Raw genomic sequence first — 22,573 nt, 5'->3', positions numbered from 1 at the left:
GATTTAAAAGTATATGTCTAAATCAGAGTATCTAAGAAAATAAATCATGTCTTGTAAATATTTTTTACTAATGTTTCTCATGACTTTGTGGGGAGACCTGGAGTATAAGCTTCCTGTTAAAGCTTACGACAGAAAAGCGATAGATCAAATAGAGCTAACAAATATTGGAGAGTTCGGATTGATGAGAAAGGAGCGAAAGAGTGTTCCTGCTCATTATCATACTGGAGTGGATATAAAGAGGCCAGGTTCAAATTATATTGATGAACCCATTTATCCAATTTGTGAGGGAATTGTAATCAGCAAACGACAAGATGGTCCTTATGCTCAGTTAATTATTGAACATGATAAAGGTGGGAAATTCTGGACAGTTTACGAACATGTAGCAGGAATTAAAGTTGGATTGTTTGATGAGGTTTCGCCGGAAAGACCAATTGCTCGATTTATGAACAAAGAAGAATTGGATCGATACGGATGGCATTTTGATCATGTTCATTTGGAAGTTCTTAAAATCAAACCTGTTCGCCTGGAAAGAACAGAATCGAAGCCTAACAGATTATTCGCATCTTACTCATTAATCTGCTACACGAGGGAAGATTTGTACAAGTATTTTTATGATCCGATTGACTTTTTAAATGAACGATTAAAATAAGATCAACTCATTGAATTGATTCTAATATATGGAAGAAGCTTTAGTTTACATTTTTTTTAGAGCTCCAGGTTTCATTATACTTTGGTTGATTTCTGGAGGTAAGTACAAAATTGGCATAGAAGTAAGTTTTAAGGAAATTCTTTTTAGTTTGATATTTTGGGCAACCTTGATATTGAGTTTTGTACTCTTGAATAATTAATAATTGGATAAAAAAACGACCATGTCCAAATGGAGATGGCCGTTTATCTATTATCATCTTACTTTTAGTCCAATCTCATCTTACAATTATTCGCTCGAATGTTCAATTTCGAAATTGATTTTTTCGATCCAACTTTCCCTTTTGCTACATAGGTGTTCTTATCGGCAGTTTCTTCATTCTTTAAAGTGAAATCATTCGAATTATCGAATTTTACCGATTTGTGGTTGATTTCGTAATCCAGATTACTTCCTTTCATGAAACTAAGGCCAATATTCCCATATTTCGAATCAAGCTTGATGAATGAATACATGTTGTTGATGTTGAAAATGTTTATGTGACCAAATTTCAACTCGTAATCTACTTCATCGCCCAATTGAGCAATTTCAATTTTCGTGAAATTTGAAGTACCATAAAGGCTTTCAATTTCTTCGATATCAAACTTGTCTCTCGACGATTTAATGTTCAAATTGTCGATTACCTGTATGTTGTACTCCGAGTCGCGACTTTCACCAGAAATTTTATCTGCATTTTCAATTTCAACTTCCGAACCTGCCGCATCCAACTCTGTATTTGCAAGCTGATTGATTTTTACATTTACATTTGAAAGCTTCAAATTGTTATTGCCACTTAGGCTGTTGGCAGTAAAGTTTCCTCCATTCTGGTCTAGTCTAAATTTCGCATTGTGATCGTCCACAAAAACATCTCCATTTTTCTGGATAATTTCAAGGTTTACAGATGCGGGCATTTGAACTGTATACGAAATCTTAATTTTCCCCTTATTAAATAATGAATTGCTAAGCTTCTTAATGGAAAAGAAATCGCCCAAAACAGTTTGAGCTACCAGTTGTTGACCACCTTCGGTAAAATCGATATTGATATTATCGGCCATGGTTTCGTTTTTGTCTTCATTTGAACCATCAACAGTAATTACAATTTCGAAACGAATTTCATCCTTATCCCAGTTTTTAACCTGGACTTTTCCGTGGTGAGCATCAATTTTTAAATTCTCAACCGACTTAAAAGTTTTGTCAATTTTTTTGTGTTTAGCTGCCAAGCTTGTTCCCGATATTGTGCAAACAGCTAATAATACAAGTAATAAACGTTGCATATTGTGTGTGTTTTAAATTTTCAATTGTTCATTCCAAAAATAGTGGAATTAATATTTTCTTCCGGATATTCGGTGCGTGTATGTGCGAATTTTAACAAAGATTAAGAGAAGTATGGCAAAGAACAGGCAAATTCTGCCGATAAAATCTCCATGCTCAGTGTAAAAAGTCGTTCCAGATAGTAAACTCACATTTCCCGAAAGTATTGTTTTGTTCCACCAACTTGTTTTAGCAATTATCGTGCCTTTGGAATCGATAAGGGCAGATATCCCATTGTTGGCCACACGAACATATTCTCGTCGGCTTTCGATTGCACGTAATCGACTAAAATTAAAGTGGTGAAGGTATCCGGCAGTATTCTTCCACCAGCCATCATTGGTTATCATGCAAATAAAGCCTTTGGTTTCTGGTATTCGTTGTGCACAATAGTCGCCAAATATAGATTCAAAACAAACGATAGGAATAATGGCAGTTCCCTTTTCTATGAAATAATTGGTTTCATTTCTACTGCTGTAAGTGCCATTGTAACCACCAATTTCGAGCGAATATTTATCGAGAAATCCCAGGTATTTGTCAAAAGGAATGCGTTCGAACATGGGAACCAACTTGGTTTTGTGGTAGAATTGCGGAACTGAATCGGAAAGCAGAAGTGCAGAATTAAACGACTCGTTTTCAATCTTAGAATGAACTCCTATCAAGAATTTTGTTTTCGGATATTGGTTCTTTAAATCCATCAGTTTTTGGTAATGTTGTGAAGCCGATGGATGGTTTTCATCTATAGATTGAAGAATTAAAGTTTCCGGGCCGAACAGAAAATCAGGAGCGTCTTTTCTGCAAATAGAATCGGCAATTCTGATAAATTCATCGAAGTGCTTTTCTTCGTTTTCGGGTGCAAATTTTTCGGTGTAAGGATCCAGATTTGGCTGTATCAATGCAAATGATTTATTGCCATCAAGTTTTGCTGGTTTAATATCATTAAGTATTGAAGAGTATAATAATGGGATTCCGAAAAGTATGAGTAAGATGACGATTTGAGAATATTTAAAACTTTTTTCTCTTCGGATGATTTCAAAAATGCTGTAGTTGATCAGGATGATCCATAAGCTTCCTCCCCTGGTTCCGGTAAATTCGTACCATTGAATCCAGGATGGTGCCGATGCAAATGAATTGCCCAGGTTTAGCCAAGGCCATGCCAAATCCCAAATTGTATGGAAATATTCAAATCCCAACCAAATAATCAGGAATGGAAATAAAATAGAGATTCGCAGTGTTTTTCTGGCCTTGCTGATGAACCAAAATATCAGCGCAAGCAGAAGAGAATTAATTAAAATAATGAGTATTGCACCTAAAAAGTGTGCCTGGGCCACCCACCAATAGGCCATGATATTCCATAAGCTAAAAGCCAGAAATGAGTAATTGTAAATCAGGTATGGATTGTGATGCTTACTAAGTTTCGACTCCAAAAACAGGAGAGGAATCCATGCAAAAAGTATCAGGAAGAATAATGATGGAATGCAAAAGGGAATTCCGAGTAATATTCCAGAACTTAAGGCAAGAAGTAGGTTTTTATTCACAATTATCGATGTGTTAGATTAACTCCCACTAAGATAATGATAATTGATGCGATTTGAGCTAAACTGATATGATCGCCACCAATTACAATTCCCCAGAAAATTGCGACTATTGGAATAAGATAGGCAATTGAGGCTGCAAAAACGTGTGATGACTGTTTGATGAGGCGATTGTAGAACATTACACCGGCAAAAGTCAGACTGGCAAGTAAAGCCAGCATTAATGCACTGTTTGTAAAGTTTTCGGCCATTAAAGGTGCGCTCAAATCTGTAAATAAAAGATAACATCCCGCACTTGGCCCTACAAAAAGAAAAGCCAAAGATGCAATTTCGGTTCCCGTTAATTTTGGTAAGGCAAAGCTTATAATGTTAATACTGGCAGCCACCGAAACCATGGCCATAAAAACATAGAAAACGCCCATTATATGTGTAGTTCCATGAGATTCACCTGAAAAAATGATAATTAATGTGCCTGCAAAACCTAGAACAATACCACCGATTATTTTTATGTTGGTTTTGTTTTTAAACAGCAGGATTGCCATTAATAAAGTGATTGTTGGCAGCATTGCAGTAAGCATACCAGCAATAGAGGAACTTATTAAGGTTTGAGCTTTGGCAAAAAAGTACGAAGGACCAATGTTACCGGTTAAACCCGATAGTATTAATGGAATAAAATTATTCTTGCCAAGTTTTTTGAGATTCTTAAATATTAATGGAAGAAAGAGTATAAAGGAGAGAAAAACCTGAAATGCAGCAACCTGATCGTGGCTAAAGCTTTCTAAGGCAATTTCCCTTAATATGTATGGGCTTCCCCAAATGAATGATACCAGTAAAAGTAAAAACCAATTGCTTTTTTTGTTCGATCCTTCCATAAATATTTAAGGCTTGAATTATTCTTTTTCTTCTTCGAAGGCTTTGTACTTGGCAGTTAAATCTGAAATTAACTGGCTAAATGTGGTTACTGCTGCTATCGTTTCTTTAGAGATTTCTTTCTGCTGAAGTTTTAGCATTAAAATGCCATATAAAGCAGTGAGGCAGACTTCAATATCATTATTCTCTTCTTTTGCCTGCGATTTTTGGCGAAATTCGTTAATGTTGCCAGCAGCTTTTTCAAATAAACCAATGTAGGCTGCATCCTTTTTGTTGTTTAAAAGGTGCATGTGATAATCGAACAATTCATTCACATTGTTTTTTAGAATTTGCAAATGACCACGTTCTTCCACTTTTTCAAGCTTCATCATTTCAATCAGGTTCTCGTACCATGCTCTGATTTCCTGATGCTTCGCTTCATCCTGTTTAAACTGCGAAATGATGTTTTTATCCACAGCTTCAATATCGAATTTGTAGGCTCTTAAGATATCTTCTACCTGCCACATGTATAAAATGTATTCGGCTAAGTTGGTTTTTCTTTTTTCTTGTGCTATGATCATGATGAATTATCAGTTTGTGCTTGTTTTTATAAGCATTATTAAGCTTTTACAGATTATTATTTTGGCGTGTTTAGCCTTTTTTAAGCTTATCTATTAATCGACGCTCTTGTTTCGTTGGACGACCGCTTCCTCTCTGTCTTTGTTCAAACCCATAGGTTTTGGTAGCATTTAGCAAGTCAAGTTGATCTTGAGCTGTAACATCCTCTACAAAATCAACAGCTAATTTGGCCGACATTCTTTTGCCCGAAATTGCTTTTACCTGGTAGCTGCGAATAATCGGAGGAACTCGAATATCAATTTTTTCGTTCAGTTTTACTTCGCGCGAAGGTTTAATGCTAACACCGTTTATAGTAACCTTACCTTTTTTACAAGCATCGGCTGCCATGCTGCGTGTTTTGAAAATTCGTACCGCCCACATCCATTTGTCAACTCTTACCTTCTCGTCCATACTATTATTATTTACCGTTTTTCTTGGTGTTATAAGCAGTCATTGTACGTTGGATACCAATGGTGCTCATTCCTTTAATCATGTTAATACAGATTTTGTATAGTTCCGGTAGTTTTTCCTTTTCTTCATCGGTCCATTTTCCCAGAACGTAATCAACCTGCTGGCCTTTGTGAAAATCGTCGCCTATACCAAATCGAAGGCGAGCATAACTTTGATGCCCCAAAGTTTCGTTGATGTGCTTTAAACCATTATGTCCGGCATCGCTGCCTTTTGGCCTTAAGCGTAAAGTTCCAAATGGAAGAGCAAGATCATCCACCAATATCATCATGTTTTCAACTGGGATTTTTTCTTTTTGCAACCAGTAGTTTACGGCTTTTCCGCTAAGGTTCATATAGGTGCTTGGCTTCACCAGAATATAAGTCCTGCCTTTAAATTTGTATTCTGTCATGGCACCGTATCGAGCATCTTTAAACTCAATTTTTGCGGTTTCTGCCAATGCATCCAAAATACTAAAGCCAATATTGTGACGGGTATTGTGATATTCTGCGCCAATATTGCCTAAACCCACAACCAGATATTTCATTGGATCATTTTTTTTATCACTATTAGGGGAAGATATTTTCCCCAATATGTTTTTCAGGAATTGAATCATAACAAATCCAAAGTTAGAATAATTGTTTGAATCTATGGATGTGTATTGATATCAGAAAATTTGGTATTAAAAAACCTCCCATGCCAAAGGCCCGGGAGGTTATATTTTTTGCCAGAGAATAAATTATTCTTCTGTAGTTGCAGCCTGTGCAGCAGCACGAGCAGCTCTTGTAAGCTTAACCTGTACAACTACGGCGTTTTTAGCATTCAATAGTTCTAGGTTATCGAAAGCAAGTTCTCTAATCTGAGTACTCTTACCAAGACCTAATTCAGTTACATCGATAGGCAAGAATTCAGGAAGATCTTTCATTAAACCTTTTACTTTTAGTTTTCTCAAGTTCACTGCCAATTTACCACCGGCCTGAACACCTTTCGCGAATCCTTCAACCTTAATTGGAATCTGAACTTCGAAAGCTTTGTCTTCGAAAACCTGGAAAAAATCAGCGTGAAGTGCTTTATCATTAGTAGCGTGGAATTGAACTTCTCTCATTACTGCAGTAAACACTTTACCTTCAACGTCGAATTTTACGATGAAAGTTTCTGGAGTATAAAGCAATTTGTTGATGTCTTTCTCGCTAATTGCAAAGTGAATGTTTTCTTCACCACCATACAATTCACAAGGAACCATTTCTGCTCTACGTAAAGCTTTAGTCGCTTTTTTTCCTAAGTCAGTTCTTAAAGAACCTTTTAATTCTAATGTTTTCATTTGAAAATTATTTTGTGTTACTCAATACCAATGTCATCACCCGGTAAAAAAGTTCTATTGATATCCCATCACACGTTTATAATAGTTTTACCTAAAATCCGCGCAAAGATAATAATTATAAAATAAAATTGGAACTGATTGATTCGCAATTGTAAACATTCTGAATTGTTTTCGCGAAAATATCAGCAATGGTTAAAGATTTAATCTTTTGACTTTCTCCTCTTAGTGGAATAGAGTCGGTAAAGATTACCTCTTCTAAAGCCGATTCCTCGATTCTTTCATAAGCTGGTCCTGAAAGTACTGGATGTGACGCAATGGCGCGAACGCTTTTTGCACCTTTTTCTTTCAACATATTTGCAGCTTTTGCAATGGTACCCGCAGTATCAATCATATCGTCTACGATTACAACATTTTTGCCTTCAACTTCACCAATTGCAGTCATTTCTCCAACTACATTTGCTTTCTCTCTACGTTTGTGGCAAATTGCTAAACCTGCATTTAAATATTTTGCATAGGCATTTGCTCTTTTACTACCACCCATATCAGGAGATGCCACTACAAGGTTATCAAGCTTTAATTCTTCGATATAAGGAAGAAGAACTGAAGAACCATAAAGGTGGTCAACAGGTACATCAAAGAATCCTTGAATTTGGTCAGCATGTAAATCCATTGTCATTACACGGTCAACACCAGCAGCCATTAAAAGGTTAGCAACCAATTTTGCACCAATTGCAACTCTTGGGCGATCTTTTCTGTCTTGACGTGCGAAACCGAAATAAGGGATTACAGCGCAAACTTTGTAGGCCGATGCTCTTTTTGCTGCATCAATCATCCACAATAGTTCCATTAAATTGTCAGTAGGAGGATAAGTTGATTGTACGATAAATACGTGTGCACCACGTACTGTTTCTTCGTAAGCAGTTTCAAATTCTCCATCGCTGAATCGAATAATGCTAGATTCTCCAACTTTTAAACCAGCAGCATCTGCAATTTTTGTTGCCAGGTGTTCGCTATTGGAACCAGCAAAGATTTTAATCGGGGCTTTCATTAATGTATTATTTGTTTATAAATCAGATAAGTTTTTACAATGCAAATTTAAAAATTATTGCAGCAAAAAAATGTATTAAATTTCCTAACAGTTAATATTTTGACCAATTAATTTCTCTTAGGTCTATGCCTATTTAAAATAAAAAGAAGATTTCTTAAATAGAGATCTTCCTTGTATATGATTTTAGGGATTTATTCCCTTGTCATTTTTATGGTTTCTTCGATATAATCTAAGATTTCATCCTTGCCTAAGCCTGAAGATGATGAGCTGATAAAATAGGGAGGCATTTCTTCCCATGTTTCAAGCATCACTTTCTTATAGGTGTCGATACTTTCGCTAAGTTTTCGTTTGGTTAGCTTATCGGCTTTGGTAAAGATGATCGAAAAAGGAATTCCATTAATACCCAACCACTCCATAAACTCAGTATCTTTTGCCTGAGGCTCATGACGCGAATCAATTAGTACAAAAAGAGTGACTAAATTGGGTCTGCTCTCGATGTATTTAAAAATTAATCGCGAAAAGCGCTGTTTGGTATTTTTTGCAACTTTTGCGAATCCATAGCCAGGTAAATCTACAAGATACCAGTCCTTATTAATCAGGAAATGGTTTACAAGTTGAGTTTTTCCAGGCTTGGAAGATGTTTTGGCCAGGTTCTTATTGTTGGTAATCATATTAATTAAGGATGATTTTCCAACATTCGAACGCCCAATAAAAGCGTACTCTGGCTTATCTGGTTTCGGACATTTTTTTACATCCGAATTAGACATCACAAATTCTGCTGCAGTAATATTCATTTGGTTCTCCGTTTTCGACCGCAAAGGTATACAGATTCTTATATATTCCGAAATAAAATCATTTTAGTTTCAACAAAATAAAACCCTCTTCTAACAAAAGCCAGAAGAGGGTTTTAAATATGTTAAGAAAATTACTTGATATATACTTCAAGAATTTCAGTTTTTCCTTTTGGGAATAGAATCACGTTTTCCAGGGCAGCTGGAATTAAGACGGTTTCACCTTTGGCAACTTCAGTGGTAATCCCACCTTCGCTTTCAATGGTAAAATCACCATCAAGGCACATGTAAATTACAAATGAATCCAATTGTGAATAGTCCTTTTCGGTTTGCTTATCGAATTCGAGAGTATTGGTTGTAAAATAAGGACAGCGAACCAATTCTTTCGTTTCGTTCAATTTGGTTTCGTAGTCTGTTCTGTATTTTTTCTCGAAGCTATAATCAATAGCATCAACCGCTAATTCGGTGTGCAATTCGCGTGGATTTCCCTGGTCATCGGTTCTGTTCCAATCGTACATGCGGTAGGTAACATCAGAGGTTTGCTGAATTTCGGCAAGTAAAATGCCTTTTCCAATGGCATGAACTCTACCGGCAGGAATAAAGAAACAACTTCCTTTTTCTACAGGTTCGTTGTTCAGTATTTCTTCCAATTTTCCTTCATCAAGCTTGGCAACATACTTTGCTTTATCAACCTCCTGGTTGAAGCCTACAATTAGTTCGGATCCTTTATCAGCTTCGATGACATACCACATTTCGGTTTTTCCGAAAGCATTGTGTCTTTCTTTTGATAGCTCGTCGTCAGGATGCACTTGAATCGATAATACATCGTTGGCGTCGATAAATTTAATTAGCAAAGGAAATTCCATTCCGAATTTGTCGTAAACATGATCGCCAACAAGGTCGCCCATATAAACTTCAATTAACTCTTCAAGATTGTTCCCTGCAAGCGTACCATTGCTTACAAGGGAAATATCTCCTTCTACTCCCGAAATTTCCCAACTCTCACCCGCATTAGGCAGAGGAGAAAAATCTTTGTTCAAAACTGTTTTTAATTTGCTGCCACCCCAAATTTTATCTTTTAGGATTGGCTTAAATTTTAAAGGATACAAACTCATTTTTTGTACGATTAAATAATTTGATTGATGTTTTTTATGGCTTTTGGAATCTATTAAAATTCGTAGTCGATTACCTTACGGTCAATCGCCATTTCTTTAATTACTTCAACTGCTTTTACGTGATCAGGATGTGTGGCGTATACCGATAAGGCTTGCAGGTTTTCAATATCAACATTCACAATAAAATCATAGGATGCATCTGATTTTAACTGGTCGAAACCGATTTGCAAAAACTTGATTTCCGGAATGATTTTATCTAATCCGTCAAATGCTTTTACTAATCTTTCCTGGTACTTCTTCTTCTCCTCTTCAGACCCGAAAGCCTTGAACTTAAACATTGCAATGTGTTTGATCATCTCAATTCTTTTTTAAATAATTAGTAATTTGCTTGCCGAATTATTGCAAAAGTATCAATTTTGCAGCAAACATCTAAATATCATACAACATGTTGATTATTGGAATTGCAGGAGGTACCGGATCAGGTAAAACTACGGTTGTTAGAAAAATAATAGAAAAGCTGCCACAAGGAGAAGTTGCTGTATTGCCACAGGACTCATACTATAGAGATAATGCTCACCTGCCATTGGAAGAGCGCCAGGAAATCAATTTTGATCATCCAAGATCTATTGAGTTCGAATTGCTGGTTGATCATATTGCAAAATTAAAAAAAGGAGAGGCTATTGATCAGCCTATCTACTCGTATTTAACCTGCCTACGATCTGAAGAAACCATTAAGGTTGAGCCGAAGGAAGTAATCATTGTTGAAGGTATTTTGGCATTAACACACCCTGAACTTCGCGAATTAATGGATTTGAAAATTTTTGTTGATTGCGATGCCGATGATCGATTGAACAGGGTAATAAAAAGAGATATTGTTGAGCGCGGGCGTTCGGTGAATAAGGTTTTGGATCGCTATGAAAAAACCGTAAAACCAATGCACCTGCAATTTATCGAACCCTCGAAACGCTATGCAGATATCATTGTACCACAAGGAGGAAACAATGTGGTTGCAATTAATATTCTGACTCATTTTATTGAGAAGAACCTGATTGTGAAATTATAAATTGTGAATAAGATATTGAAAGGAGGCTTTGTTTGAGTCTCCTTTTTTTATACCTTTTCACTTTGTTTATGATAAATCATTGCCATGCTTAATAAAATCAAAGCCGATAGTTTACTTTTTATTGATATAGAGACAGTTTCGGGAACCGAGGATTTCGAACAACTTTCACCTAAACTGCAGGATTTATGGGAAAAGAAATCCAATTATTTTCGAAAAGAAGACGAGACTCCTGCCGATGTTTATCAGCGAGCAGGAATTTATGCAGAGTTTGGTAAAATTGTTTGCATATCAACAGGAATGATAACCTATAAAGAAGGAGGACGCAAATTTGTTGCAAAATCGTTTTATGGCGATGATGAAAGACTGTTGTTGGAAGAGTTTGCCGATATGCTGACTCGATTTTGCAGCAAACCATATCGCAACTTATGTGCACACAATGGGAAAGAATTTGATTTTCCGTATATCGCCCGTAGAATGTTGATTAACGGTATTACTTTGCCTGATATTCTTGATATTGCAGGGAAAAAGCCGTGGGAAGTTCAGTTTATTGATACGATGGAATTGTGGAAATTTGGCGATTACAAGCACTATACATCTTTGGCTTTATTGTGCGAGGTATTTAATATTCCAACACCAAAAGATGATATTGATGGTTCGATGGTAGGTGAAGTGTACTGGAAAGAAAATGATTTAGAACGAATCGCGATTTACTGTGAAAAAGATATATTGGCTACAGCACAATTGTTTTTACGCTACCAGGGAGAACCTTTAATTCCCGAAGAAAATTTTGAAAGAATATTGTTGTAATAACTTTGTTATTGTACAATAATTTAACTTTTTTCGTGTTTAACAATTCGAATACAGATAAAAATCTAAACCTGAAAAATATTAAAAGAATGAATCATTCAATTTATAAGAACTTTTCGTTTGCCCTGTTATTGGTGGGATCGCTTTCCTTGTTTTCATGTGGCGGCAGTAGTGGAGGAGGTGATGAGGAGGAATTTGAATTCAAATCATCAGATTTAACGAATAAATACTGGTATGCGAATCCATATTTGTCGGCAGACTATAACCGCGACGATGCTTTAATTGTGTATCGATTTGAAGGTGGAGGTGTGTTAAAAAAACAAGAATTTAGTGGTCGCAGAGACCAGGTTGTGGGAGAATGGTCATTAGTAGATAACCAATTGGTGATTGAAGATGAATCCATCGATGCGAATAATCGCCAGGAATGGTTCATTCAATCGAGCTCGAAAAACAACTATTTAAAATTGAATAGCTCTAACGGAACAAGGGAATTTTATACCGATATCGAGGCCATTAATGATATTTCTGCGGATGCATATCTTGTAAATGATTTAAGATTGGTGAATGGAACTTATGAGTCGGATTATAAGTTAGAGTATGCGGTTTTTGGTGATCAGATTAGTGAGGTGCGAGTTTTGCCTGATGCTTCTACCAGTATCGAAATGGAAGATTTTACGAATTTTGAAGGAAAAAAAGTTTACTATTTAAAAGAAGCCGATAGGGATGAATACTTCGAAGATTTTGACGGCAATCAAACGGTTAAATTCTTTGTAAAAGCAAATAATGAGAATTATAAGTTGGAAGATCAGCTTTACGATTCTGCCATTAAAGCATTGGATAACTTTTCCATTACAGCCACTCATGCAAGTCAGAGTGGTAGTGTAAGTATTAACTGGAAAGCAATTGATGAGGATAACATTTATTACTATGTAGAAATTCTGGACAAGAATAAAAATGAATATCTGCCTAAATTTAGAAGTACAAGACAGTCTGCAGATGCAGGTGAGGATAAGCAGATTGTAATTGATGCATCTACTGCCAGTGAATTAGAAGCCTTGTCGGAATTGGAGGTTGGTGAAGATTACTATGTGAAAATATCAGGCTTTAAGTATGAGGATGATATTCACCCGGATAACTCTTCAAACAAAGAGATTAACATACAAGCAGTAACACGCTATGTGTTTAAAGCAGGTGTTTGGTAGTAAAAAGATCAATTTAAATAGAAAACTCCGCATCATGCGGAGTTTTTTTATGCGGTTAATCTAAAACAAAATACTCTATGGTTTTTACCAATAACCTGGGTTGTTCTGCATGAACCCAATGCCCGGCTTTAGGAATGGTGGTGATTTCGGCATAAGGAAAAATAGTTCGAATCAGTTGATGATCATCATCGGTAATGTAGTTTGAATTCTCACCTTTAATAAAAAGTACAGGAAAACCTGTAATTCCTTTGCCCTTCTGAAATTGTTCCTTATCCATGCCATCCATTATTTGTGGCAAAAACTCACTTATGGTTTTAATATTTAGTTTCCAGACAAATTCTTTATTATCATCTCGTTTTAAATTCTTCAAAAGAAATTGTCGAACGCGCTCACTTTTGATATTTTCAGATAGTTTTTGATCGATTTCGGTTCGGCTTTTATAAACTGATAAATCGAAATTCAACATGGCAGAAACTATGTTTTCGTGATCGATGGTTTGAGGAGCGTAATCGGAAATTTTCGTGTAATTCTTGGGAGCAATATCAGCAACAATTAATTGATTTACTCTTTCCGGATAATCAGCCGCAAAAAACATTACGGTTTTTCCACCCATCGAGTGGCCAATTAGTGTGGCCTTATCTATATTGTGCTCATCCATAAACTCAAGCAAATCTTCTTTCAGATTTTCGTAAGTATGAGAATCTGAATGAGGCGAAGCACCATGATTTCTTTGATCCAAAATAAAGACTTCAAAATTGTTGGCTAGCTCTTTGGCAACAGTTAACCAATTGTCTGAAGAGCCATACAAACCATGTACAATGATTAATGGATATCCTTCTCCAATTTTTCTATAATTCAATTTCATAAAGAAATATCATTTTAATAATAATGCTGTAGGTATTATGCCGATAGATTTCTAGAGGCGCCCAAACAAAGCGCCACTTTAGAAACAAATCCGTATAAAGATATAACAGATCTTTAGATTGCAAAAAGAAAGGGCACCTGCCGGCGCCCTTCTAATAAATATATCATGAATGTTTTATTTCAAACATTTTCTGTACATCTGAATGGTATTTTCCAAACCAAAATACAAAGCGTCGGAAATTAAGGCATGACCAATAGAAACCTCAGCCAGGTTAGGAATTTCCTGGTAGAAATACTGAAGATTTTCAAGGCTTAAATCGTGACCTGCGTTAATTTCAAGTCCCAATTCATGAGCTCTTTTTGCTGCAATCACGAAAGGACGAACAGCTTCCTCTTTGTTCTTAGGATATTCAGTAGCGTAAGGTTCTGTATACAATTCAATACGATCGGTTCCTGTAGCTACAGCACCTTCAATATTTGCCAAATTGGTATCAACAAAAATAGAAGTTCTAATTCCAGCTGCTTTAAATTGAGAGATAATATCGATTAAAAGATCTTTATTTTTAACTGTATCCCAACCCGCATTCGAAGTAATTGCTTCCGGTGGATCAGGAACCAAAGTCACCTGTTCAGGTTTTACTTTAAGAACCAAATCGATAAAATCTTGCGAAGGGTAACCTTCTATATTAAACTCTGTTGTAACCAAAGGTTTTAAATCTAAAACATCCTGGTAACGAATATGTCTTTCGTCCGGACGAGGATGAACTGTAATTCCTTCAGCTCCAAATCTTTCGCAATTCACAGCTGCTTCGCAAACATTAGGAGTATTGCCACCTCGGGCATTTCGTAATGTCGCAATTTTGTTTATATTTACACTTAGTCTAGTCATTTTAATAGAATCTTAATTGAATAGAATGGCAGGTAAACACAGTTCAAAAATTCGTAACTTATTTACCTATCGGCAAAAATAAAAGTAATTCCTAGAAAAACTATTTATGATCGCAAAAGATTTAATTTCTGATGTAGTTCCTGTTTTAAGGGAAACGGATACTGGAATTCAGGCACTAAACTGGATGGAGATTTTTCGTGTGTCTCATTTGCCAATAGTAAAAGGAGATGAGTTTTTGGGTTTGATATCGGATAACGACATCTACGACCTTAATCAGGCCGAAGAGCCAATAGGTAAGCAGAAGTTGTCTTTGTTTAGTCCTTACGTAATGGAAAACCATCACATTTACGATGTAATTGAAATTATTTCGAGACTAAAGCTTACGGTGATTCCTGTATTGGAAGATGAAAAAACCTATGTAGGTCTGATTACGCTAAACGACTTAATGCAGTATATCGAAAGAATATACTCCGTGCGTGAGCCGGGTGGTATTATCGTTCTTGATTTGAACTCGGTGGATTATTCCCTCAGTGAAATTTCCAGAATTATTGAAAGTAACGATGCGAAAATATTAAGTCTGTACGTCAAGTCTGCAACCGATTCCCGAAAGATTGAACTTACCATTAAAATAAATCGAAGCAACCTTACCTCAATAATTCAAACATTTTTACGTTACGATTATACAATCAAGACCACTTATGTTCGTGAAGATGACATGAAAGACATGCTCGAAGATCGATACAATTCATTTATGAGGTTTTTAAACATTTGATTTTGTATCCAAATCTTTTGTAGATAAAGTTTCAGGAACAAGGGAAACTTTTATATTTGCTTATGCAGATTATGTGTGATTTTGATGAATAACAATTCAATCATGTAATCGGTACAAATCAACTAAACAAAGACTAACAAAATGAAAATCGCTCTATTTGGTAAACTTTTTAATGAAAGTTTTACCGAAAGCTTCAAACTAATGTTCGAAGAATTTAGCAGGCATCAGGTCGAGATAGATATCTATCAGCCTTTTTATGATTTCCTGATTCGGGATATCAATTTTAAACCACCGGTAAACAATTACTTTAGTGGCTATCATGATCTGGACAAGGATGTCGATTTTGTTTTCTCGATAGGAGGAGATGGAACATTTCTTGAAGCTGTTACCATTGTACGTGATGCAGGAATTCCTATTGTTGGAATAAACAGTGGAAGGTTAGGCTTTATGGCAGATATTGCGCAAGACGAAATTCCGCAGGCACTAGCGGATATTTTTGCTGGCAACTATAGCATCGAAGAAAGAAGCTTGCTGAAACTCGAAAGCTCGAAAAATGGCTTGTTTTCGGAATTTAACTATGCACTGAATGAGTTTACAGTTCATAAAACCGATACGGCCTCTATGATTACCATACACACTTATTTAAATAATGAATACCTTAATTCTTACTGGGCCGATGGACTAATTATTTCCACACCAACAGGTTCAACCGCCTACTCATTAAGTGCCGGAGGTCCAATATTAATTCCAAATACTCAAAATTTTATTATTTCGCCGATATCGCCACACAACCTAACGGTGCGACCAATTGTTGTTCCCAACCATCATGAAATTACCTTACGGGTAGAGGGAAGAAGTGAAACTTATTTGGCTTCGCTCGATTCACGATCATGTACATTTGAGTCTTCAATTGAACTTAAAATAAAAAAATCAGACTTTCAAATTAAAGTTCTCAAATTAAGGAGTCACAGTTTTTACGCAACCTTACGCAATAAGCTCATGTGGGGAGTTGATAAACGTAATTAATAATCTAAGTAATACGCTTTTTCATTTTAACAAAATTTAACTCGATCGGCATTATATTTTACCCCTGAAATAAGGATTTTTAAGATTATATGTTACTTTTGTAGCTTGTGAATGAAATTTGGGACAGTGCATCCTCTTTTAAGCAAGGCTTTTGAGTTGGTGCAAGGGTTTCAGCATTGTTCGCAAGTGAAAAACAAATTTGTTTTTATGCGCAGACTGATTTTTGGGATACTTTTTTTTGTCGTTTGTAATACGGCATATTCGCAAACCAAAGCAGAGTTAGGTTTTTATGGTGGTGTAGCCTACTATATGGGAGATATTAATCCGACTTATCACTTTTACTCAAGTTCTGTTGCAATAGGTGGAATTTACAGGTACAATTTTAATTCCAGGTATTCACTAAGAGCAAGTATGTTGTTTGCAGGTTTAAAGGGAGATGATCTCGACGCTAAAAATTTCTATCAGCAAAACAGGGGAGCATCTTTCGATACCGATTTGGTTGACTTGTCGTTACAGGCAGAATTTAATTTTCAACCCTTTTGGGCACCAGCAAAATCAAGAACCAAAAAGTTGGTTCCTTATGTTACGGCAGGGATTGGTTACATTGCACCAAGTAGTACCGAATCATCATTTACAATTCCCATGGGAGCTGGATTAAAGTATAACCTGGGAGGAAGATGGACAGCCGCCTTAGAGTGGAGTTTTAGAAAAACATTCACCGATAACCTGGATCATTTAGATGATCCGAATAATTTTAATGAAAGCAATTTAATGCACAATAACGATTGGGCATCCTTCTTTGGAATCATGTTTAGTTATAAACTATTTCCAGATAATGAAGAGTGTCATTCATACGGTCGACTTGTAAAGTAATATATGTCATTCAAAGAAAAAATTATAAAAGAAAAGTTGCCTTCTCACTTGGCAATAATTATGGATGGTAATGGTCGCTGGGCTAAAATGCGCGGCGAACATCGTATTGTAGGCCATCAGAATGGCGTTGAAGCGGTAAGACAAACTGTCGAAGGAGTCGCCGAATTAGGAATTTCTTATCTTACTCTTTATGCCTTTTCAACAGAAAACTGGAACCGTCCGCAAGATGAGGTTCTCGGTTTGATGTCGCTATTGGTAGAGGCAATCGAAAACGAGACTCCAACCTTAATGAAGAACAATGTTCGATTAAAGGCAATTGGAAATCTGAATAGTTTGCCTGAAGAGGTAAGAGAAAAATTAAATGGAACCATTAATACAACATCTGTGAATACAGGTTTAACCCTGGTATTAGCTTTAAGCTATAGTTCTAGATGGGAAATTGTAAATGCTGTTAAATCAATTGCAGGCAAAATTGAGAATCAGCAGTTATCAGTTGATGATATTGATGATTCTATTTTTGAGAATCACTTGACAACAGCGGGTATTCCAGATCCTGAACTGATGATCAGAACCAGTGGTGAAACCAGAATTAGCAATTTCTTGTTGTGGCAACTTGCCTATGCAGAATTGTATTTCACCGAACTTTTTTGGCCCGACTTTAATAAGGAGGAGTTATACAAAGCCTTGTACAATTACCAGAACAGAGAACGTAGGTTCGGGAAAACAAGTGAACAATTAACCGATAATTAGGAATTAACCATTATAAGCAAAGTAATGATTAAACGATTAACTTTCATTTTTACTCTATTTTTAAGTTTTGCTGCCGTGGCGCAGGAAACTGATACTATTTACAATCCAACTCTATATTACACTTCCCCTAAAACATACGAATTGGGTGGAGTAAGTGTATCGGGTGTAAAGCATCTGGAGAATAATGTCCTTGTTCAGATTTCAGGATTACGTGCCGGATCTCAGATTGAAATACCTGGCGAAAGAGTAACAAATGCAGTAAAAAAACTATACAAGCAAGGCTTGTTTTCAGATATTCAAATTACTGCAACCAAGTTAATCGACAAAAAGATTTACCTGAATATCCACTTGCAGGAGAGACCGCGATTATCGGAAGTAAACTACAATGGAACCTCGAAAAGTGAAACCAATAAAATTAAAGACAGGTTAAAACTTCAGAAAGGAACACAGGTTACAGATTATATGATTGCCAACATTGAAACAATAGTTGGGAATTACTTTAAAGAAAAAGGTTTCTATAATGTTGATGTAAATATTCTTCAACGCGATGATCCAAATGAAGCAAACAGTGTGATTTTGGATATCAATATGGACCGAAACAATAAAATTAAAATCAGCAATATCTTTATCGAAGGCAATACTGCTCTTACCGATAAAAAGGTAAAAAAGGCTATTAAGGGTTCAAAGGAGAAAAGAATAAGAAACTTCTTTAAATCGTCGAAGTATATCGAAGACAAATGGCATGAAGATAAAATTGGACTGATTACAAAGTATAACGAGCAGGGGTACCGCGATGCCATTATTCTATCTGATAGTGTAGAACAAGTATCGGAAGACAGGGTAAATCTTTACCTAAAATTGAAAGAAGGAAGCCAGTACTTCTTTAACGATATTACCTGGGTTGGTAATACTGTATATACATCATATGACTTAAAACGAGTTCTAAAAATTCAGAAAGGTGATGTTTACAACCAAACTTTCCTGAATGAGCGATTAAGAGAAGATGATGATGCAGTTAGTAACTTGTACCTGGATAAAGGTTACCTGTTCTTTAACGTGAATCCTATTGAAAAGGTAATTGGTCAGGATTCCATTAATATTGAGATGAGAATGGTTGAAGGGAAACAAGCAACCATCGATCGAGTAAATATTGTTGGGAATACCAAAACTCACGAACACGTTGCTCGTCGTGAGCTGTATACATACCCGGGCGAATTATTTAGTAAGTCGGACATTATTCGTTCGGTTCGAGAGTTGGCTCAGCTAGGACACTTTGATCCGGAGGCCATTAATCCTGATATCAAACCACACCCAGAAAGTGGAACAGTAGATATTACCTATGAATTGGCAGAGAAAGCCAACGACCAGATTGAACTTTCCGGAGGTTGGGGTGCTGGTATGATTATTGGTACCGTTGGTTTGAGATTCTCAAACTTTTCGATCCGAAACATCTTTAATAAAGAAGCATGGAGTCCACTACCAACCGGTGATGGTCAAACGCTAAGTATTCGTGCACAAACCAATGGTTCATACTATAACTCTTACAGTTTATCATTTACGGAGCCATGGTTAGGTGGTAAAAAACCAACCTCATTAAGTACATCGATTTATTATTCTCAGCAATCAGGATTTAGTAGATCGGCTTACGGTAATTACTACGGATTTAGTAATGTAGATTCAGACCAGAGTCAGAAAATTTTTGGTGCCAGCGTAGGTTTGGCGCGAAGACTAAAATGGCCTGATGATTACTTCTCTTTGTATAACGAAGTGAGTTATCAGAACTTCAGACTGAAGAATTGGGCTTATTACCTGATTTCAGATGGTACCTCAAATAACTTTAGCTTTACTACAACATTATCGAGAAGTTCGATTGATAACCCATTGTATACACGTAGAGGTTCGTCGTTCTCGTTAAGCTTAAAATTTACGCCACCATACTCGTTGTTTGAAGATCTTGATTATTCTCGAGCAAGCGATGATGAAAAGTACAAGTGGATTGAGTACCACAAGTGGGTATTTAAAGGAAAAATGTACAACGGTCTGCTTCCTAAAAATGACAAGTTGGTACTTTATACAGGTGCAGAATTCGGTTACTTAGGATACTACGATAAAGACAAGAGATCTCCATTTGAAGGCTTCGAAGTTGGTGGTGATGGAATGTCGGGTTACAGTATGTACGGTAGTGATAATATTGGTGTAAGAGGTTATGAGAATGGTTCCTTAACCCCGATTCAATCGAATGGTAGACGTTTGGGTGGTAACATTTACTCGAAATTAACTGCAGAGGTTAGATATCCACTATCATTAAGTCAATCAGCTACCATTTATGCATTGGCCTTTGCCGAAGCAGGTAACTCTTGGTACGATTTTGAAGATTTCCAACCATTCAATCTAAAACGATCTGCAGGAGTTGGTTTAAGAATCTTCCTGCCAATGTTCGGATTATTGGGTATTGATTGGGCTTATGGATTCGATGAAGCTTATCAGGTTGGTCAGAACGGTAGTCAATTCCATTTCGTAATTGGTCAACAATTTTAACATATTTTAAGAAATGGGTATTGGGTACTCATTTAAATTAGCTTAATTTAGGGTTTGTTTGTAAAAGGCATTAATATGAAAAAAATATTCTTATTGATAATAGTATTGGTGATTGGTTTTGGAAGTGTATACTCCCAGCAACGATATGGATTTGTCGATACCGAATACATTTTAAATAAGATGCCAGATTACAAGAATGCCCAGGAACAATTAGATAAGTTCTCGAAGCAATGGCAGGGCGAAATTGAAAGTATTACTGCTGAAATTAAGGATCTGCACGCTAAGTTTAGAGCAGATGAAGTATTTCTATCATCTGAAATGAGAGAAAAAAGAGAAAAAGAGATCCATGATAAAGAAATATCTGCGCAAAAATTGCAACAAAGATATTTTGGTAGAAATGGGGAGCTTTATAAAAAAAGGCAGGAATTAATGAAGCCTATTCAGGACGATATCTATGAGGCAATCAAGGAGATAGCGAAATCTGGAAGTTATGGTATGATTATTGATCGTGCTAATGGGCCAACGATAATATACAGCAATACAAAGTTCGATTTAAGTGATAAGGTGCTGTATAAGTTAGGTATAAGAACTAAATAAATATCAAATAAAAACTAACTGAGTATACTATGAGACAATTTTTAAAAGTAACATTAGTAGCCACTTTCCTTTTAACAGGAGCTAATCTATTTGCACAAACAGTAAAATTAGGTCATATTGATTCAAATAAATTATTATCAATTATGCCTGAAAAAGACGAAGCTCAAAAGCAAATTCAAGCTCAGGCAGCTGAATACGATAACCAGATTAAAGCAATGCAGGTTGAATACCAAACTTTGGTAAAAGCTTACGTTGAGCAAGAAGCTACTTTATCTGAAGCAATCAAAGCTGATAAGCAAAAAGAAATACAGCAATTGCAAACTCGTATGAGAGAATTTGATGGTTTTGCACAAACAGAATTGCAAAACAAGCAAAACGAGTTGTTAAAACCTATTTTTGATAAAGCTTCGAAAGCGATTAAAGACGTAGGTGCTGAAAATGGATTTACTTACATTTTAGACATTAGTACAGGAGTTATCTTATTTAACTCAGATAATAGTGTTGATGTTATGCCATTGGTAAAAGCAAAGCTTGGGCTACAGTAATCTTTTTAAGATATTATTCTAAAAGGTGGTATATTAATACCACCTTTTTTATTTTTATGAAGCACTCACATTTTAATAATCGATTTGGATGATTACTAAAAAGCAAGCAATCGGAGTTTTTGATTCAGGTTACGGTGGATTAACCATTCTAAATGAACTCTTAAAAGAATTGCCAGAATATGATTTTATCTATTTAGGCGATAATGCAAGAAGTCCATACGGTACCAGGTCGTATGATGTGGTTTACGATTACACATTGGAAGCGGTAGAGCAATTATTTTCTATGAATTGTGAATTGGTGATACTGGCTTGCAATACTGCATCAGCTAAGGCACTTCGCACCATTCAGCAACGCGATTTACCCAAAATTAGCCCAAACAAGCGAGTTTTGGGCGTTATCAGACCAAGTGTGGAGGAAGTAGGCCTGCTCACAAAAACGAAGCATGTAGGTATATTGGGAACGGTAGGAACAGTTCGATCTAATTCATATCCTTTAGAGATTGAAAAACTCCATCCCGAAATAAATGTTGTACAGGAAGCCTGTCCGATGTGGGTGCCTTTGGTCGAAAATAATGAATTTGCAAGCCAAGGTGGCCAATATTTTATAAAGAAAAATATTGAGAACCTTTTGCAAAAAGATCCGAAGATTGATACCATTATTTTAGGTTGTACTCATTATCCTTTGCTAAAGGAGGAGATCAGAAAATACCTGCCATCGGGTGTGAATCTTATTTCGCAAGGCGAGATTGTCGCAAAAAGCCTAAAAGATTATTTAAGAAGGCATCCGGAGATGGATGTGAGGTGCAGCAAAAATTCGGAAAGAGAATTTTATACCACCGAATTTGTGGATAGTTTCGAGGAAAAAGCGAGCCGTTTTTTGAATACAAGTCTAAAAGCAGAACATATCAACTACTAAAAACAAAAGCCACTGCA

The 22,573-nt window shown here is 36.2% G+C and carries 25 protein-coding genes; 12 read left to right on the top strand and 13 right to left on the bottom strand.

What is annotated here, in order from left to right; all coding sequences use genetic code 11:
* The first annotated feature begins 46 nt into the window (after positions 1-46).
* The gene (locus tag ELS83_RS16920; RefSeq protein WP_171596731.1) at positions 47-649 is read left to right on the top strand and encodes a M23 family metallopeptidase; all 603 of its coding nucleotides are present in this window, start codon (positions 47-49) and stop codon (positions 647-649) included.
* 263 nt (positions 650-912) lie between these two features.
* Here the strand turns inward: ELS83_RS16920 and ELS83_RS16915 are convergent, their stop codons facing one another.
* The 11 genes from ELS83_RS16915 to ELS83_RS16865 all read right to left on the bottom strand — a co-directional run bounded on the left by ELS83_RS16915 (position 913) and on the right by ELS83_RS16865 (position 10,070).
* Positions 913-1,956 (bottom strand): hypothetical protein, encoded by a 1,044-nt coding sequence (locus ELS83_RS16915; protein WP_171596730.1) that lies wholly within the window; start codon positions 1,954-1,956, stop codon positions 913-915.
* A gap of 48 nt (positions 1,957-2,004) precedes the next feature.
* Complete coding sequence (gene lnt, locus ELS83_RS16910) at positions 2,005-3,528, bottom strand: apolipoprotein N-acyltransferase (protein ID WP_171596729.1); 1,524 nt, start codon at positions 3,526-3,528, stop codon at positions 2,005-2,007.
* A gap of 2 nt (positions 3,529-3,530) precedes the next feature.
* A complete protein-coding gene (locus tag ELS83_RS16905; RefSeq protein WP_171596728.1) occupies positions 3,531-4,397 on the bottom strand; it encodes a DMT family transporter in 867 nt (288 codons plus the stop codon).
* 18 nt (positions 4,398-4,415) lie between these two features.
* Positions 4,416-4,955, bottom strand: coding sequence for a DUF4924 family protein (locus ELS83_RS16900; protein ID WP_171596727.1), 540 nt, complete (start codon positions 4,953-4,955; stop codon positions 4,416-4,418).
* A gap of 70 nt (positions 4,956-5,025) precedes the next feature.
* Positions 5,026-5,403, bottom strand: coding sequence for an RNA-binding S4 domain-containing protein (locus ELS83_RS16895; protein ID WP_171596726.1), 378 nt, complete (start codon positions 5,401-5,403; stop codon positions 5,026-5,028).
* 7 nt (positions 5,404-5,410) lie between these two features.
* Positions 5,411-5,986 (bottom strand): aminoacyl-tRNA hydrolase, encoded by a 576-nt coding sequence (gene pth / locus ELS83_RS16890; RefSeq protein ID WP_171596725.1) that lies wholly within the window; start codon positions 5,984-5,986, stop codon positions 5,411-5,413.
* 192 nt (positions 5,987-6,178) lie between these two features.
* Positions 6,179-6,760: a 50S ribosomal protein L25/general stress protein Ctc gene (locus tag ELS83_RS16885; protein WP_171596724.1), complete on the bottom strand. Its 582-nt coding sequence runs from the start codon at positions 6,758-6,760 to the stop codon at positions 6,179-6,181.
* Between the two features lie 115 nt (positions 6,761-6,875).
* Complete coding sequence (locus tag ELS83_RS16880) at positions 6,876-7,808, bottom strand: ribose-phosphate pyrophosphokinase (RefSeq protein ID WP_171596723.1); 933 nt, start codon at positions 7,806-7,808, stop codon at positions 6,876-6,878.
* 191 nt (positions 7,809-7,999) lie between these two features.
* A complete protein-coding gene (gene yihA, locus ELS83_RS16875) occupies positions 8,000-8,602 on the bottom strand; it encodes a ribosome biogenesis GTP-binding protein YihA/YsxC (protein ID WP_171596722.1) in 603 nt (200 codons plus the stop codon).
* 131 nt (positions 8,603-8,733) lie between these two features.
* Positions 8,734-9,714 carry a type I phosphomannose isomerase catalytic subunit gene (locus tag ELS83_RS16870; RefSeq protein WP_171596721.1) on the bottom strand — a complete coding sequence of 327 codons (981 nt, stop codon included), beginning with the start codon at positions 9,712-9,714 and terminating at the stop codon, positions 8,734-8,736.
* A 53-nt stretch (positions 9,715-9,767) separates the two neighbouring features.
* Positions 9,768-10,070 carry a Dabb family protein gene (locus ELS83_RS16865; RefSeq protein WP_171596720.1) on the bottom strand — a complete coding sequence of 101 codons (303 nt, stop codon included), beginning with the start codon at positions 10,068-10,070 and terminating at the stop codon, positions 9,768-9,770.
* 89 nt (positions 10,071-10,159) lie between these two features.
* Here ELS83_RS16865 and udk point away from each other — a divergent pair, with 89 nt between their 5' ends.
* The 3 genes from udk (at position 10,160) to ELS83_RS16850 (ending at position 12,786) form a co-directional block, all read left to right on the top strand.
* Complete coding sequence (gene udk / locus ELS83_RS16860) at positions 10,160-10,777, top strand: uridine kinase (RefSeq protein WP_171596719.1); 618 nt, start codon at positions 10,160-10,162, stop codon at positions 10,775-10,777.
* 84 nt (positions 10,778-10,861) lie between these two features.
* Positions 10,862-11,584 (top strand): 3'-5' exonuclease, encoded by a 723-nt coding sequence (locus ELS83_RS16855; protein ID WP_171596718.1) that lies wholly within the window; start codon positions 10,862-10,864, stop codon positions 11,582-11,584.
* A gap of 89 nt (positions 11,585-11,673) precedes the next feature.
* The gene (locus tag ELS83_RS16850) at positions 11,674-12,786 is read left to right on the top strand and encodes a hypothetical protein (RefSeq protein WP_171596717.1); all 1,113 of its coding nucleotides are present in this window, start codon (positions 11,674-11,676) and stop codon (positions 12,784-12,786) included.
* Between the two features lie 55 nt (positions 12,787-12,841).
* On the opposite strand, the gene ELS83_RS16845 is transcribed toward ELS83_RS16850, so the two are convergent.
* A complete protein-coding gene (locus ELS83_RS16845; protein ID WP_171596716.1) occupies positions 12,842-13,651 on the bottom strand; it encodes an alpha/beta fold hydrolase in 810 nt (269 codons plus the stop codon).
* A 174-nt stretch (positions 13,652-13,825) separates the two neighbouring features.
* A complete protein-coding gene (locus ELS83_RS16840; protein ID WP_171596715.1) occupies positions 13,826-14,539 on the bottom strand; it encodes a pyridoxine 5'-phosphate synthase in 714 nt (237 codons plus the stop codon).
* Positions 14,540-14,645: 106 nt separating this feature from the next.
* Between ELS83_RS16840 and ELS83_RS16835 the strand changes: the two genes are divergently transcribed.
* From ELS83_RS16835 to murI, 8 genes are all read left to right on the top strand, one after another.
* On the top strand, positions 14,646-15,311 hold the full coding sequence (locus ELS83_RS16835) for a CBS domain-containing protein (RefSeq protein WP_110361347.1): 666 nt from the start codon (positions 14,646-14,648) through the stop codon (positions 15,309-15,311).
* 141 nt (positions 15,312-15,452) lie between these two features.
* Positions 15,453-16,337 (top strand): NAD kinase, encoded by an 885-nt coding sequence (locus tag ELS83_RS16830; protein ID WP_171596714.1) that lies wholly within the window; start codon positions 15,453-15,455, stop codon positions 16,335-16,337.
* A 207-nt stretch (positions 16,338-16,544) separates the two neighbouring features.
* Positions 16,545-17,210: a type IX secretion system protein PorG gene (porG, locus tag ELS83_RS16825; RefSeq protein ID WP_171596713.1), complete on the top strand. Its 666-nt coding sequence runs from the start codon at positions 16,545-16,547 to the stop codon at positions 17,208-17,210.
* A 3-nt stretch (positions 17,211-17,213) separates the two neighbouring features.
* Positions 17,214-17,960: an undecaprenyl pyrophosphate synthase gene (uppS, locus tag ELS83_RS16820; RefSeq protein WP_171596712.1), complete on the top strand. Its 747-nt coding sequence runs from the start codon at positions 17,214-17,216 to the stop codon at positions 17,958-17,960.
* A 24-nt stretch (positions 17,961-17,984) separates the two neighbouring features.
* The gene (gene bamA / locus ELS83_RS16815) at positions 17,985-20,498 is read left to right on the top strand and encodes an outer membrane protein assembly factor BamA (RefSeq protein ID WP_171596711.1); all 2,514 of its coding nucleotides are present in this window, start codon (positions 17,985-17,987) and stop codon (positions 20,496-20,498) included.
* A gap of 75 nt (positions 20,499-20,573) precedes the next feature.
* Positions 20,574-21,095: an OmpH/Skp family outer membrane protein gene (locus ELS83_RS16810; RefSeq protein WP_171596710.1), complete on the top strand. Its 522-nt coding sequence runs from the start codon at positions 20,574-20,576 to the stop codon at positions 21,093-21,095.
* Positions 21,096-21,124: 29 nt separating this feature from the next.
* Positions 21,125-21,640 (top strand): OmpH/Skp family outer membrane protein, encoded by a 516-nt coding sequence (locus ELS83_RS16805; RefSeq protein WP_171596709.1) that lies wholly within the window; start codon positions 21,125-21,127, stop codon positions 21,638-21,640.
* Positions 21,641-21,728: 88 nt separating this feature from the next.
* Positions 21,729-22,556 (top strand): glutamate racemase, encoded by an 828-nt coding sequence (gene murI, locus ELS83_RS16800; RefSeq protein WP_171596708.1) that lies wholly within the window; start codon positions 21,729-21,731, stop codon positions 22,554-22,556.
* Positions 22,557-22,573 lie beyond the last annotated feature (17 nt).

The organism is Marinifilum caeruleilacunae (assembly GCF_013141825.1).
In the GTDB taxonomy this organism is placed as follows: domain Bacteria; phylum Bacteroidota; class Bacteroidia; order Bacteroidales; family Marinifilaceae; genus Marinifilum; species Marinifilum caeruleilacunae.
This window is presented reverse-complemented; position numbering and strand designations above follow the sequence as displayed.